Annotated in this window: 9 protein-coding genes; 7 read left to right on the top strand and 2 right to left on the bottom strand. The window is 70.6% G+C overall.

Going from position 1 to position 14,237, the window contains the following annotated elements; translation table 11 throughout:
- Window positions 1–143 precede the first annotated feature (143 nt).
- Complete coding sequence (locus tag HHL19_RS27245; protein ID WP_169092994.1) at window positions 144–1,343, top strand: PP2C family protein-serine/threonine phosphatase; 1,200 nt, start codon at window positions 144–146, stop codon at window positions 1,341–1,343.
- A gap of 230 nt (window positions 1,344–1,573) precedes the next feature.
- Here HHL19_RS27245 and HHL19_RS27240 read toward each other — a convergent pair whose 3' ends face one another.
- A complete protein-coding gene (locus tag HHL19_RS27240) occupies window positions 1,574–1,825 on the bottom strand; it encodes a GNAT family N-acetyltransferase (RefSeq protein WP_169092993.1) in 252 nt (83 codons plus the stop codon).
- A gap of 799 nt (window positions 1,826–2,624) precedes the next feature.
- Window positions 2,625–3,530 carry an alpha/beta hydrolase-fold protein gene (locus HHL19_RS27235; protein WP_346768413.1) on the bottom strand — a complete coding sequence of 302 codons (906 nt, stop codon included), beginning with the start codon at window positions 3,528–3,530 and terminating at the stop codon, window positions 2,625–2,627.
- Between the two features lie 963 nt (window positions 3,531–4,493).
- Between HHL19_RS27235 and HHL19_RS27230 the strand changes: the two genes are divergently transcribed.
- From HHL19_RS27230 to HHL19_RS27205, 6 genes are all read left to right on the top strand, one after another.
- Window positions 4,494–6,107, top strand: a complete 1,614-nt coding sequence (locus HHL19_RS27230; RefSeq protein WP_169092991.1) for a sigma-70 family RNA polymerase sigma factor — start codon at window positions 4,494–4,496, stop codon at window positions 6,105–6,107.
- Between the two features lie 382 nt (window positions 6,108–6,489).
- Window positions 6,490–8,853: a non-reducing end alpha-L-arabinofuranosidase family hydrolase gene (locus tag HHL19_RS27225; RefSeq protein ID WP_169092990.1), complete on the top strand. Its 2,364-nt coding sequence runs from the start codon at window positions 6,490–6,492 to the stop codon at window positions 8,851–8,853.
- A gap of 41 nt (window positions 8,854–8,894) precedes the next feature.
- The gene (locus tag HHL19_RS27220; protein ID WP_169092989.1) at window positions 8,895–11,519 is read left to right on the top strand and encodes an RICIN domain-containing protein; all 2,625 of its coding nucleotides are present in this window, start codon (window positions 8,895–8,897) and stop codon (window positions 11,517–11,519) included.
- Window positions 11,520–11,872: 353 nt separating this feature from the next.
- Window positions 11,873–12,076 carry a cold-shock protein gene (locus HHL19_RS27215; protein WP_030747648.1) on the top strand — a complete coding sequence of 68 codons (204 nt, stop codon included), beginning with the start codon at window positions 11,873–11,875 and terminating at the stop codon, window positions 12,074–12,076.
- A 263-nt stretch (window positions 12,077–12,339) separates the two neighbouring features.
- The gene (locus HHL19_RS27210; protein ID WP_169092988.1) at window positions 12,340–13,902 is read left to right on the top strand and encodes a DEAD/DEAH box helicase; all 1,563 of its coding nucleotides are present in this window, start codon (window positions 12,340–12,342) and stop codon (window positions 13,900–13,902) included.
- Window positions 13,899–14,219, top strand: coding sequence for a CBS domain-containing protein (locus tag HHL19_RS27205; RefSeq protein ID WP_346768414.1), 321 nt, complete (start codon window positions 13,899–13,901; stop codon window positions 14,217–14,219). The genes HHL19_RS27210 and HHL19_RS27205 overlap by 4 nt, the downstream gene beginning before the upstream one ends.
- Window positions 14,220–14,237 lie beyond the last annotated feature (18 nt).

Below are 14,237 nucleotides of genomic sequence, written 5' to 3'. Positions count from 1 at the left end.
GCGAGCTGTCGCCGAAAAGCATCCTGGAGGCCATATCCCTGGTGCGGGCTGCTCCGTACCCGGTTCTGCCGTACGCGGCCGCGGCACCCGCCCCGTACGGCAAGACCGGGCGAGGTCATCGCCGCTCTGTTGGAGGCAACGGGATGACCGTCGGACCGCTCGGAGAATCCGATCGCTCGGAGAGCTTCGGCGAGGAGCTCCTGGGAGGGATCCTGGACCGGGCACACAAGCTGCCACCTCACCGGGTCGGGCTGGTCGTCGCCGAGACGGTGGGCCGGCTGGGCGGCAGGAATCCGCAGATCCTGCTCCAGGACTACCAGCAGCAGAGGCTCGTTCCCCTGCTCTCCGAAGGGCTGACAGGCGGCGAGCCGCTGTCCATCGACGGCTCGGACGCCGGCAGGTGTTTCCTCACGTCGCTCCCGGTCGAGCTGGCGATGGCCGACGGAGTACGCGTCCACGCACCGCTGCTCGACGGCGGTGACCAGGCCGGGGTCCTGGCCGTCACCCTGGACACGGTCGACGACGACGTCCGCCGCATCCTGCGCCGGATCGCGGGCCTGGTCGGTGAACTCCTGCAGACCAAGAACGGCTACACCGACCTCTTCTTCCGCACCCGCCGCAGCGAGCCGATGAACGTCGCCGCGGAGATCCAGTGGTCGCTCCTGCCGCCGCTGACCATGACCATGCCGCGCGTCGCCGTCGCCGGCGTCCTGGAACCCGCCTACGACGTGGCCGGCGACAGCTTCGACTACGCCCTGAACGGCGACACCCTCCACCTCGCCATGATCGACGCCATGGGTCACGGCCTGGACGCAGCCACCATGGCCACCGTCGCCATCGGCGCCTACCGGCACGCCCGCCGCATCAGCGTCGAGCTGTCCGAGATCTACCTCTTCATGGACCGGGCGGTGGCCGAACAGTTCGCCCCCGACCACTTCGTCACCGCCCAGATGATGCGGCTCAACACGACCACCGGCCGTCTCCAGTGGGTCAACGCAGGACACCCCGCCCCCGTCCTGATCCGCGAGCACCGCGTGGTGGGACGCCTGGACAGCCCCACCACCCTCCCCGTCGGCTTCGGCGGAGCACAGCCGCAGGTCAGCAGTGTGACGCTCGAACCGGGGGACCGCGTCCTCTGCTTCACCGACGGCCTGATCGAGGAGCACGAGAGCGGGCAGGAGCAGTTCGGCGAGGACCAGCTGATCGACTGGGTGAACCAGCTGGAGAAGACGGACCGAGGCGTCCGCGCGGTGGCACGGGACCTGTCCCACACGCTCAGGCGAGCACGCGGCGAAGCCACCTCGGACGACGCCACTCTCGTCCTGTTCGAGTGGCGCGGCTGATCCGTCGCCGTGCCACAACGTGCCAGTAGGGGCGGTCAGCAGCGGACAACAAGGGAGCCGTTGAGACGGCAAAGAAGCAGCGCCAGGCTAACGTTTCCGCAGGTTAAATCGCTTTGCGGGCCCAAGTGCCGGGTGATTCCCAAGCTTATAGCGCGGGTTCGATTCCCGTCATCCGCTCGTGAACGAAGCCCCAGGTCAGGGACCTGGGGCTTCTGCGTTGGCCGGTCCGGTCAGGGCGCCGCGTTGCGCAGGTCGGGGCGGTTCCTGGGCAGTCCAGAGCCCGCCATCTCCTTCTCCTCGTAGGACAGGAAGCCCGGACTCCGGTAGAACGCGTGGTTGCGCTCGCCCTCCGCCGTCGACTCGTGGTCCGTGGGCAGGAGGAAGAAGCGGCAGTGCGAGTACCGCCGCATGAGGTGCTCGACCAGGGAGCGGCCAACGCCCTGCCGGTGATACGCGGGGTTGACCACGACATCCCCGTTCATGCCGCGTGAGCCTCGGGGTGTTCGAAGCGGTGGCCGGCCCGGACCAGGGCCACGGGGTGCGGTGCGTCGACCGCTCGTCAGCGGGCCTCCTCCGACCGCGCGGCACACAGGCGGCCCACACACGTCGGACGCGACCGGTGGCGGGGCAGGGCATCACCACGGGAAGCCCGCGACTGCCTGCCTGGCCAGGCTCCACAGCGCGGACGCCTTCCGTCCGCGCGGTGATTCACACGAGGGCCTTTTGTCGTTCGGTGGAGATGTCGCAATCCACACCGAACCCAAGAGGCCCTCACTCGGCTGACCCACTCCACAGCTCCGGCGCTGAACCACACGAACGAGCCTGCGGGAGGGACCGTGCGGGAACGCGAGAGGGAGAGGGCACGGCAGGAAGCGGGCCTCGCTTCCGCGGTGACCGAGTTCGGTGAACTGCCGGCCGGGCACCCCTTCCGGCCGAGTACTCCCGGAACGTCGCGGGGGCGGTGGCGGACTGGGCGAGCGCCCTCGATGCGTACGAGGCGGCCGGTCGGGCCGTGCCCCGCGACGGCCGCGAGGACGTCCTTCGGTGACTTGACGACGGCCGGTACGCCACGGCCTGTCTGGAGTCCCGCCTGACGGGAGGACGTGGATGCTCACACACTGCGTCGTCAGGGGGAGACTCATGCCCCTTGTCCCACCCGAGATCCAGGTCGATACCTCACCCTCGGGATCCCTGGTATGCGGTCGGAGCACCGTACCTCTGGGGACCGAGCCGGAGAGAGGACATGGGCTTCACAGCACACCACGACGGGCACTGCCGGGGTCATCGGAGGGCTTGCAGCAGTGTGGGGAGCGAGGCTCGGAGCTCGCGCGACCAGTAGGCCGGATCGTGGGTTCCCGCGTGGAACCGTGTCGTCACCAGGGCACCGGCAGCACGGAGCACGGGTGCCAGGGCCTCGTTCTCCTCACGCATGATCGCTTCGGTCGGTGACAGGACGTCGGCGGGGAACGGCGCGTCCGGGTCTTCGAGACCGGGGATGTGCTCGTCCGGAGGGGTGTCCGGCGGGTCCAGCGGGCCAAGCCGCCCGTCGCCGCAGGACAGCCAAACGGGGATTCTGGTGAGCCGGTGGGCAAGGCATGCGGGGTCGTGAGCCTGCCAGATTGCGCGTTGCCGCACCGGATCGCCCCACAGCGCCGTCCAATCCAGGCCCAGATAGTCCATCGCCGCCCGTACCGCGCGAGGGTGCTGGAGCGGGTGCACGAAGCCGCTGTAGCTCGCCGCCGCCCGGAACATCCCCCGATGGCGCGCGGTGTACGACACAGCGCCGAACCCGCCCTGGGACTGACCGGCGACCACCCGCCTCGTCCCGGCTCCGTAGAAGCGCTCCACGAGCGGCAGGACCTCGCGCAGGTGGAACGTCTCCACGGCTGGAGGGCCGCCCTCGCCGTGGTTCCACCAATCCGTGCAGAAACCGAACAGCGGCATCTCAGGCATCACCACGAGTGTGTGCCGCAACGCGGGAAGGTCTTGGATTCCGTAGTCCCGGGTCCACGCCAGATGATCACCGTCCCCGCCGGGCAGCAGAAGCAGCACCGGCCAGCGCTGCCCGGGACGCTGGGCGTGCCAGTTCTCGGGAGTGAGGAGCCGCACCCCTGCCGGACGCGCAAGCGCGACCGAATTCACCACGAGATCGACGATCCGCCCTCCGGGGAACGTCTCCTCGTCCACCTCCGCCCCACCGCCCGGTACGGCCTTGGGCAGTGCGACGGCCTGCCCGGCCCCACGGGCGCCGATGGCGAGAACCAGAGCACCTCGCAACAGCAGACGCCGCCCCGGACCCGACGAAAAGGCACTCATAGGCCACCCTATTCCGACGCCCGGAGCCCCGGGCACCATCAGTTTCCTTTCCGAGTCTCGTACCGCACCAAGCACACGGGAATCCGTCACACCCCTGACCCATCCCGGAGTTCACCCCCGAGGCGTATCGCAGCAAGGCCGTCGGCGGGCATGTCTCCTCGGCGTCGGCCCGTGCGCCCTTGGCGAGCCGGCGGGGGGGACTCGCCACCGACGGGCGGCGTCGACGAGCCGGTGCAGCGGCGCGGCCCGGCGCTCCGGGTGGTCCAGACGGCCGTCGGGCGCGGAGCCCCGGGCCTGTTGCACCGCTCGGCGTCGTCCGGCAGCCCCGCCGGCCCAGGCCCGCGACCTGTCGCGTCAGCGACCGAGCCTGCCGCTGATCGCGTCGCGGCAACGACCTGGAGCCGCCCACCGGTCGGCGCACCGCGACAGGCGGTGTGCGCCTACCCAAGTGCCGGGTGCTTCCCAAGCTTATTGCGCGGGTTCGGTCCCCGTCGTCCGCTCCACAGCAAAGCCCCAGGTCAGCGACCTGGGGCTTCGTCGTTGCCCAGACCTTTCGAGGCTGCCGTACTCTCCGCGTGCCCCGGCTCTCGGAAGCACACCCGCGCGCCCGCGACCAGAATGCGCTCGGTGTCACCGTGGGGCGCCGAGCGGTGAACGACCGCCTCGCTTCCGTCCTCACGCGCGGTACCGGGCCGGGCCCCCGAAGTCGGCACGGGCCGGTCCGTCGGGCCAGGGCACGGGCTTTGGCCGCATACGGTGCCGACGCTAAGGTGAGGCGCCGTAGTCGGCGGATCGCTTCCCTGAGGGAAGACCGCTCCCCTGAGGGAAGTGGGAATGGGGCTCATGGACGCGGACCACGCGGGGCTGGTTGTCGCGGCGCAGGCCGGTGACGATCGGGCGCGCGAGGAGTTGATCGCCGCGTACCTGCCCTTGCTCTACAACATCGTCGGGCGATCGCTGAGCGGACACGCCGACGTCGACGACGTCGTCCAGGAGACCCTGCTGCGCGTGGTGCGCGACCTGCCTGCTCTGCGTGCCCCGGAGAGCTTCCGGTCCTGGCTGGTGGCGATCACGCTGCGCCAGATCAATACCCACTGGCACCGGCAACGCGCGTTCGCCGGCCGGACCACGGTCATCGACGAGGCACGCCAGATACCGGACGCCGGCGCCGAACCCGAGGGCATGACGATCCTGCGTCTGCACGTGTCGGACGAACGCCGTCAGGCCGTCGAAGCCGGCCGGTGGCTCGACCCGGACCATCGGGTGCTGCTGTCGCTGTGGTGGCAGGAATGCGCCGGCTTGCTGAGCCGTGACGACATCGCCGCCGCGACGGGGCTCACTGTCGCCCACGTCGGCGTACGCCTGCAACGCATGCGCGAGCAGCTGGAACTGAGCCGGACGATCGTCTCCGCCCTGGAGGCCGACCCGCGCTGTGCGCGGTTGGACGAGACCATCGTCGGCTGGGACGGTCTCCGTGCATCGGTGTGGCGCAAGCGGATCGCGCGGCACACCCGCGACTGCCCGGTCTGCATGGCGACGACGACAGACCGGGTGCCGGCCGAACTACTGCTCCGCAGCCTCGCGACGCTGGCCGTACCGGCCGGGCTCGTCGCCGCGCTCGCCGCCAAGGGCCTGCTGTCGAGTACGGCCGCGAGCGCCGCCGGGCTGGCCACGGCACACGTCGCCGCCGGCACTGCGACGGCGACGACGGCGACGGCGACGGCGGCAGCGACGACGACGGCAGCGACGGCAGCGACGGCGACTGCGGGAGGCGGTCTGCACAGTGCGCTGATCGGTACGCTCCACGCGGTGACCGCTCATCCGCTGGTGAGCCTCGCCGCCGGCGCGGTGCTCATCGCCGGGACCGCCACCTACGCGACCTGGCCCGAACCGGCGCATCGGGAGCCCGGCGTCATCGCCGCGCCCACGGTCGGCACTCCCACGCCGATCCCGTCGCGCACCACCACGTCGGCCGAACCGTCCCCGGTGAGTCCGTCCGCCGTCGCAGGCACTGTTCCGCTGGGCGCACAGTCGCTGGAGTCCGTGGACCACCCCGCCCTGTACCTCACGTATGCCGGCGACTTCGCGACGCTCGGCCGAGTCTCCGCGTCCAGCAGCACGCAGACACGCCGGCGGGTCACCTTCACCGTCGTCGGAGGCCTGGCCGACACGCGGTGCGTCACCTTCCGCGCCGCCGACGGCCGGTACCTCCGCCACCACTACCTCAGGCTGCGGCTGAGCAGCGACGACGGCAGCGAGCTGTTCCGTGAGGACGCGACCTTCTGTCCGCGCCCCGGGGCGGTCGCCGGGTCGGTGACCCTGCACGCGCACAACTATCCCGGGTCGGTCCTCCGCCACCGCGACGGTGGCGTCTGGCTCGATGGCTCCGACGGCACTCGGGCCTTCGCCGGCCAGGCTTCCTTCATCCTGCGCAGGGCCTGGGCCTGAGCACCGCTCCTTGAGCATGTGATCCGGCTGCGATCCGCATGCATCGACGGCTGCCGCCGCTCCGGAAACCTTCACTGGTGATCGGGGCGGCGCGCCCTTTCCACCGGGACGACCAGACCGCGGGGCTCGGCATAACGCTTTCCACCCGCGAGATGCATCACCGAGCAATCGTCCGGACGGCGCGACTTTTCCGTTACGAGACCGCGCGTGCGGGGGCCTCCCATGCATGGGGTGCTCTTCCCGCCGCTCACCATGGCGTGCCGGCGTGGCGGGTTCCCCGATATCCCCCGTCGACGCATCCCCGGAAGAAAGCCCCTCCCATGACGCGACACGCCCCCACGATCACGGCACCCAGGGTGACCCGCGCCCCCCGAGGAGAATCATGAAGGGCCTGCACCGGCTCAGCCGGCGTCGCCGAACAGTGGCGGTAGGTCTGTCGGCCGCGGCCGTGGTGGCCGGTGTCGTGACGCTCCTCCCCAGCTCCGCCGGAGCCGCGAACCTGGGTACGCACGCGGCCCCCTCGGGCAGGTACTTCGGCACCGCTGTGGCCGCCGGCAGGCTCGGCGACTCGGCGTACACCGCGATCGCCGACCGGGAGTTCAGCATGATCACCCCGGAGAACGAGATGAAGTGGGACGCCGTCCAGCCGTCCCGCGGCAACTTCGACTTCGGCCGCGCCGACCGGATCGTCGACCGTGCGAAGGCGAACGGCCAGCGCGTGCGCGGCCACACCACGGTCTGGCACTCGCAGCTCCCGGCCTGGGTCAGCTCGATCGGCGACGCGAACACGCTGCGCGGCGTGATGAACAGCCACATCACCGCCACGATGACCCACTTCAAGGGCAGGATCTACGCCTGGGACGTGGTCAACGAGGCGTTCGCCGACGGCCCCGGCGGCCGGCTCCGCAGCTCGGTGTTCCAGAAGGTCCTGGGCAACGGCTTCATCGAGGAAGCGTTCCGCACCGCCCGTGCGGCCGACCCCTCGGCCAAGCTCTGTTACAACGACTACAACATCGAGAACTGGTCGGACGCCAAGACCCAGGGCGTCTACAGAATGGTCAAGGACTTCAGGTCCCGCGGCGTCCCCATCGACTGCGTCGGGTTCCAGAGCCACTTCGGAGCGGACGGCCCGCCGGCCGGCTTCAAGACCACCCTGGCCAACTTCGCCGCCCTGGGCGTCGACGTCCAGATCACCGAGCTGGACATCGCCCAGGCATCGCCCACCCACTACGCCGACGCGGTCAAAGCCTGCCTGTCCGTGGCCCGGTGCACCGGCATCACCGTGTGGGGCGTCCGTGACAGCGACTCCTGGCGCAGCGGCGAGAGCCCGCTGCTGTTCGACAACAACGGCAAGCCCAAGCCCGCGTACACCGCCGTCATGAACGCCCTCAGCTCCGGCTCGGGTACCACCCCGAGCAAGCCGGCCGACGGTACCGGTACGGGGCCGATCAAGGGCGCGGCGTCCGGCCGCTGTATCGACATCCCCGCCTCCACCACCGCCAACGGCACCCAGGCGCAGCTGTGGACCTGCAGCGGACAGGCCAACCAGCGTTGGACCTACACCGCCGGCAAGCAGCTGAAGATCCACGGCGACAAGTGCCTGGACGCCAAGGGCAAGGGCACCACCAACGGCACCGCGGTGGTCGTCTGGGACTGCAACGGCGGCACCAACCAGCAGTGGAACATCGACACCAACGGCACGATCACCGGTGTCCAGTCCGGGCTGTGCCTCGACGCCATCGGCGCGGCCACCGCGAACGGCACCAGGATCCAGCTGCACGCCTGCTGGTCCGGCGGCAACCAGAAGTGGACCGCCCCGTCCGGGACGGGCGGCGGTACGTGCGCTCTTCCGTCGACGTACAAGTGGAGTTCGACCGGTCCCCTCGCGCAGCCGTCGAACGGGTGGGCCGCGCTGAAGGACTTCACCCATGTGACGCACCACGGCAAGCACGTGGTCTACGCGTCGAGCGCGGCGGGAACCTCCTACGGCTCGATGGCCTTCAGCCCCTTCACGAACTGGTCGGACATGGCGGCGGCCGGGCAGACCAGGATGAACCAGAACGCGGTGGCGCCCACGCTGTTCTACTTCGCGCCCAAGAAGATCTGGGTCCTCGCGTACCAGTGGGGCTCGTGGCCCTTCATCTACCGCACGTCGAGCGACCCCACCGACCCCAACGGCTGGTCCGCGCCGCAGCCGCTGTTCACCGGGAGCCTCCCCGACTCCGGCACCGGCCCGATCGACCAGACCCTGATCGCCGACGACCGGAACATGTACCTGTTCTTCGCCGGTGACAACGGCAAGATCTACCGGGCGAGCATGCCGATCGGGAACTTCCCCGGCAACTTCGGCTCGTCGTACACGACGGTCATGAGCGACACGGCGAAGAACCTGTTCGAGGCGCCGCAGGTCTACAAGGTCCAGGGCCGGAACCAGTACCTCATGATCGTCGAAGCCCGGGGTGCGAACGAGCAGCGCTACTTCCGCTCGTTCACGGCCACCAGCCTGAGCGGCTCGTGGACCCCGCAGGCGGCCACCGAGAGCAACCCCTTCGCGGGCAAGGCGAACAGCGGTGCCACCTGGACCGACGACATCAGCCACGGGGACCTGATCCGCGTCGGCGCCGACCAGACCATGACCATCGACCCCTGCAACCTGCAGTTCCTCTACCAGGGCAAATCCCCCACCGCGGGCGGTCCCTACGACCGACTGCCGTACCGGCCGGGTGTCCTCACCCTGCAGCGCTGACCGCCCGGTCCACCGTGATACGCAAGGAGAAACAACCCCCCATGAAGAACCCCACGAACGGTGGGCGCCGCGGGCGTCACCGCCGTCGCTGGACCGCGACCGGACTGCTGCTCGGAGCGCCCGCTCTCGTCGTGCCGTACCTCCTGTTCGTGCAGGACGATTCGCAGGCCGCGACGGTCGACGGCAATGCCTACTACCGGCTGATCTCCGTACGCAGCGGCAAGGCGCTGGACGTCAACGCCTTCTCCACCGCCGACGGCACCCGCATCCAGCAGTGGACCGACCAGAACACCGCCAACCAGCAGTGGAAGCTGCGACCCGCGGGGGACGGCTACTACGAGCTGGTGAACCGCAACAGCGGCAAAGTGCTGGGCATAGCGGGTAATTCGACTGCCCAGAGGGCCGTCGCGGAGCAGCAGACCGACAGTTCCTCCGCCTCCCAGGAGTGGCGGATCGACCAGGTGAGCGGTTCCGACGCCGTCACCTTCACCTCCCGCAGGAGCGGCCAGGTCCTGGACGTCTCCGGGGCGTCCACGGCCGAGGGCGCGGTGGTCATCCAGTATCCCGGCAAGGGCAGCACCAACCAGCAGTGGCGGCTGGTGAAGACGGCCGAGTCCCAGGCGGCCGGCACCGGACCGTACGCGTGGAAGAACGCCCAGGTGGTGGGCGGCGGTTACGTCACCGGGCTGGTGTTCAACCAGCGCGAGAAGGGCCTGCTGTACGCGCGCACCGACATGGGCGGCGCCTACCGCTGGGACACCGCGGCCGAGCAGTGGATCCCGCTGACCGACTGGCTCGGCGAGAAGGACTGGAACCTTCTGGGCGTCGATTCGCTGGCCACCGACCCCGTCGACCCCGCGCGGCTCTACCTCGCGACGGGCACCTACACCAACAACTGGGCGGGCAACGGCGCGCTCCTGCGCTCCACGGACCGGGGCCGCACCTTCAAGCGCACCGACCTGCCCTTCAAGCTGGGCGCCAACGAGGACGGCCGCGGGGCGGGCGAACGGCTGGCGATCGACCCCGCGGACAACGGCACCCTGCTGCTCGGCACCCGCAAGAACGGCCTGTGGCGCAGCACCGACCACGGCGCGACATGGAGTCAGGTCTCCTCGTTCCCCGTCAAGAACGGGGCGAGCAGCGGCGCGGGCATCTCCTTCGTGACGTACGGCCCGGCCGGCAGCAAGACGGTCTACGTCGGCGTCGCCGACAAGTCCACCTCCCTGTACCGCTCCACCGACGGCGGCAGCACCTGGCGGGCCGTCTCCGGGCAGCCCACCGGCCAGCTGCCGCAGCACGGCGTGCTCTCCGGTGACGGCTCGCTGTACCTGACGTACACCGACAACCTCGGACCCAACGGCGTGACGGCGGGTTCGGTGTGGAAGCACACGCCGGCCCGCGGGGCGTGGAAGAACGTCTCCCCGTCCCGGGGCTCCTACGGGTTCTCCGGTCTGGCCGTCGACCCGCGGAAGCCCTCCACGGTGATGGTCACCACCCTCGGCCGCTGGTGGCCCGAGGACGAGATCTACCGGAGCACCGACGGCGGTACGACCTGGAAGGCACTGGCCGACAAGTCGGCGCGGAGCGCCTCCGCCGCCCCTTACGTCGGCACCCACACCGGGCACTGGATGACCGCCCTGGCCATCGACCCCTTCGACTCCGGGCACGTGCTGTACGGCACCGGCAACGGCATCCTGCGCAGCAAGGACGCCCATGCCTCCGACAGCGGCGGCACCAGCCACTGGAGCATGGGCGCACGAGGCCTCGAGGAGACCGCCCTGATGGACGCGATCGCTCCTCCCGGCGGCGCCGCCGTCATCACCGCCATGGGTGACCAGGGCGGTTTCCGCCACGACGACCTGACCAAGGTGCCCGCCGGGCGACTGGGCAACCCGATGATGAGCAACAGCACCGACATCGACTTCGCCCAGTCCGACCCCGCGATGATGGTCCGCGTCGGCACGGGCGGCGCACAGGACGGCGCCTACTCCACCGACGGCGGCAGGAGCTGGAACGGCTTCAAGGCGGAGCCCGTGGGCAGCGCCCACAGCGGCCGCATCGCGCTCGCCGCGGACGGCTCCAGCATCGTCTGGACCCAGTCCGGGCAGGCTCCGTACCGCTCGACCGACAACGGCGCGAGCTGGTCGAGGGTCGGCGGCCTGGGCAACGACGCCGTGGTCGTCGCCGACCGCTCCTCGGCCAGGACCTTCTACTCCCTGTCCGGCGGCACGCTCCACGCCAGCACCGACGGCGGCGCGACCTTCACCGCCCGCTCCACCAACCTGCCCGCCGGCCGGCTCACGGCCGTCCCCGGCGTCGCCGGGGACCTGTGGATCGCCGGCCATGACAAGGGGCTGCTGCACTCCACCGACGGCGGCCGCACCTTCACCACGCTCAGCACGGTGAAGTCCGCCTCCGCCCTCGGCTTCGGCAAGGCCGCGCCGGGCGCCTCCTACCAGGCCCTGTACCTGATCGGCACCGTCAAGGACGTCACCGGGGTCTTCCGCTCCACCGACAAGGGCGCCACCTGGCTCCGCGTCAACGACGACGCCCACCAGTGGGGCAGCATCGGCGGCGTCGGCGTCATCACCGGCGACCCCGACACCTACGGCCGTGTCTACGTCGGCACCAACGGACGCGGCCTCCAGTACGGCGACCCGTCCTGACCCGACGCCAGGACGCCAGACCTGGGGCTTCGTCGCCGCCGCCGCGACTCCCGGGTGGGGCTCATTCGGAAATCAATAAATACCTGTCACCGCCAGTGGAGATTCTCATCGATGGCACGGAGAGTATTTCTCCCGACGTCACGCGCGAGAAAATGCGGAACGCGCACGGACGGCCCCGGCGTGCTACTGTCGAATCAGTTGCAGTTTTGGTACCCGAAATTTCGCACGCTTCGCCGTACGCATGTCGCACGGAAGCGTTTCGCATGCCGGTCTTTTTCCGGGCAGGGAATCATCGCGGCGACACGGCATCCGTAAAGTGCGGATTCCGCTGCACTGCCCGAAGGAGATATGACATGGCTGCTGGCACCGTGAAGTGGTTCAACGCGGAAAAGGGATTCGGCTTCATCGAGCAGGAGGGTGGCGGCCCCGACGTGTTCGCCCACTACTCGAACATCGCCGCCCAGGGCTTCCGCGAGCTCCAGGAGGGGCAGAAGGTCTCCTTCGACATCGCGCAGGGCCAGAAGGGCCCGACGGCGGAGAACATCGTTCCCGCCTGACGCTGACGCGTGGTACGCAGCTGGGGCCCGCATCCTTCGGGGTGCGGGCCCCAGCTGCATGCGTTTCCCAGGGATTTCCCACGTCCCTGCACCACGGCCACCGCCCCCACCCGATCCACCCCACCGCATCAATCGTCCTTCCACTGGATCCGCATCGCCTGATTCCCTCTTCGCTTCGACCGTTCCGGCAATTTCGAGCAATTTCGAGCGCTTTCATTCGCTGCCGGAATCATCGCCGCGCGCCGCATCAAGGAAGGTTCTGAATGAACCCCACACGCACGGACGGCCGCTCCTCCCGCAACCTCCGCAAGGGCGGCCCCGCGCACGACTCCTCCGCCGAAACGGGAAGAGGCAGTCGTTCCGCTTCGCACGGCGCGAACCGAACGGGACGTCCGAGCCGACCGGCCGGGCACGGCGGGCGTCCGGCCACCGCGCGGGGAGAGTTCGCCCTGCCGGAGACGATCGCTCCGGCGCTGCCGGCCGTCGACGACTTCGCCGGCCTGGCTCTGGACCGTCGTCTCCTCTCCGCGCTCGCCGCGCAGGGCGTGTCCGTACCGTTCCCCATCCAGGGGGCGACGCTGCCGAACTCCCTGGCGGGCCGTGACGTCCTGGGCCGCGGCCGGACGGGCTCCGGCAAGACGCTCGCCTTCGGCCTGGCCGTGCTCGCCCGGACGACCGGACAGCCGGCCGAGCCCCGGCGGCCTCTGGCCCTGGTCCTGGTCCCGACCAGGGAACTCGCCCAACAGGTCACGGACGCCCTCGCCCCCTACGCCCGGGCGGTGGAACTGCGCCTGGCCACCGTCGTCGGGGGAGTGCCGATCGGCCGGCAGGTGAAGGCCCTGCGCCACGGCGCCGAAGTCGTCGTGGCCACCCCGGGCCGCCTCAAGGACCTCATCGACCGCGGCGACTGCCGGCTCGACCAGGTCGCCGTCACCGTCCTGGACGAGGCCGACCAGATGGCCGACATGGGCTTCATGCCCCAGGTGACCGAGCTCCTCGACCAGGTGCGGTCCGGAGGCCAGCGGATGCTGTTCTCCGCGACGCTGGACCGCAACGTCGACCTCCTGGTCCAGCGCTACCTCACCGACCCCGTCGTCCACTCCGTGGACCCCTCCCAGGGCGCGGTCGTGACGATGAAGCACCACGTCCTGCACGTGCACGGCGCCGACAAGCAGCGGCTGACCGCGGAGATCGCGGCACGGGACGGCCGGGTGATCATGTTCTTGGACACCAAGCACGCGGTGGACCGTCTCACCGACGACCTCCTCGGCCGCGGGATCCGGGCCGCCGCCCTGCACGGCGGGAAGTCGCAGCCGCAGCGCGCCCGCACCCTGACCTGGTTCAAGAGCGGACACGTCACCGTGCTGGTCGCCACGAACGTCGCGGCCCGCGGAATCCACGTCGACCAGCTCGACCTCGTGGTCAACGTGGACCCGCCGGCCGACCACAAGGACTACCTCCACCGCGGCGGCCGCACCGCCCGGGCCGGCGCGTCGGGCAGTGTCGTCACCCTGGTCACCGCCGGCCAGCGCCGCGGCATGGTGCGCCTCATGGCGGCCGCGGGCATCGTGCCCGAGACCACCCCGGTGCGCTCGGGCGAGGACGCGCTGGTCCGGATCACCGGCGCGCGGACCCCCTCCGGCGTTCCGGTGACGATCACGGCGCCGCCCGCCGAGCAGCGGAGCCGGCGGGGCGCCGCCCCCCGCGGTCGACGCGCTCCCCTCTCGACGGCACGGCACTCGGGCGTGCGGCGTTCCGCCGGGCGCGGCGGCCCGGCCCCCGCCCCGTCCGGAAGCCGCCCCATCCCCTCAGGAGGCACATCGTGACGCCGGTCCAGACGCAGCCCCGCCCGCCCCGCCCGTCCCGCCCGTCCCGCCCCGTCCCCGCACGTCCTATGGGCGTCGACGCCGTGGACACCGCCGGACCACAGGTCTGCGACGACATGACCGTGGAGGTGGCCCTGGCCGTCATGGCCGGCGCCCGCACCGGGCACCTGCTCGTCTGCGACAACGACGATCAGCACACCGGCCTCGTCACCCGAACCCAGCTCATCACCGTCCGCGACAGCGCCGCCTACACGGACCGGCTCCGGCTGCGCGACCTCCCCGACGACGGCGGCCGTTCCCCCCGGCGGCCCCTGTGACGCCCTGACGGGCCCGGC

Source organism: Streptomyces sp. R302 (assembly GCF_012927245.1).
GTDB lineage: Bacteria > Actinomycetota > Actinomycetes > Streptomycetales > Streptomycetaceae > Streptomyces.
This window is presented reverse-complemented; position numbering and strand designations above follow the sequence as displayed.

What these genes read in the sequence shown, in the direction of transcription:
- HHL19_RS27220 (WP_169092989.1), top strand. Translation starts at nt 8,895, where the DNA reads ATGAAGAACCCCACGAACGGTGGGCGCCGCGGGCGTCACCGCCGTCGC.
- HHL19_RS27210 (WP_169092988.1), top strand. Translation starts at nt 12,340, where the DNA reads ATGAACCCCACACGCACGGACGGCCGCTCCTCCCGCAACCTCCGCAAG.
- HHL19_RS27240 (WP_169092993.1), bottom strand. Translation starts at nt 1,825, where the DNA reads ATGAACGGGGATGTCGTGGTCAACCCCGCGTATCACCGGCAGGGCGTT.
- HHL19_RS27245 (WP_169092994.1), top strand. Translation starts at nt 144, where the DNA reads ATGACCGTCGGACCGCTCGGAGAATCCGATCGCTCGGAGAGCTTCGGC.
- HHL19_RS27230 (WP_169092991.1), top strand. Translation starts at nt 4,494, where the DNA reads ATGGGGCTCATGGACGCGGACCACGCGGGGCTGGTTGTCGCGGCGCAG.
- HHL19_RS27225 (WP_169092990.1), top strand. Translation starts at nt 6,490, where the DNA reads ATGAAGGGCCTGCACCGGCTCAGCCGGCGTCGCCGAACAGTGGCGGTA.
- HHL19_RS27215 (WP_030747648.1), top strand. Translation starts at nt 11,873, where the DNA reads ATGGCTGCTGGCACCGTGAAGTGGTTCAACGCGGAAAAGGGATTCGGC.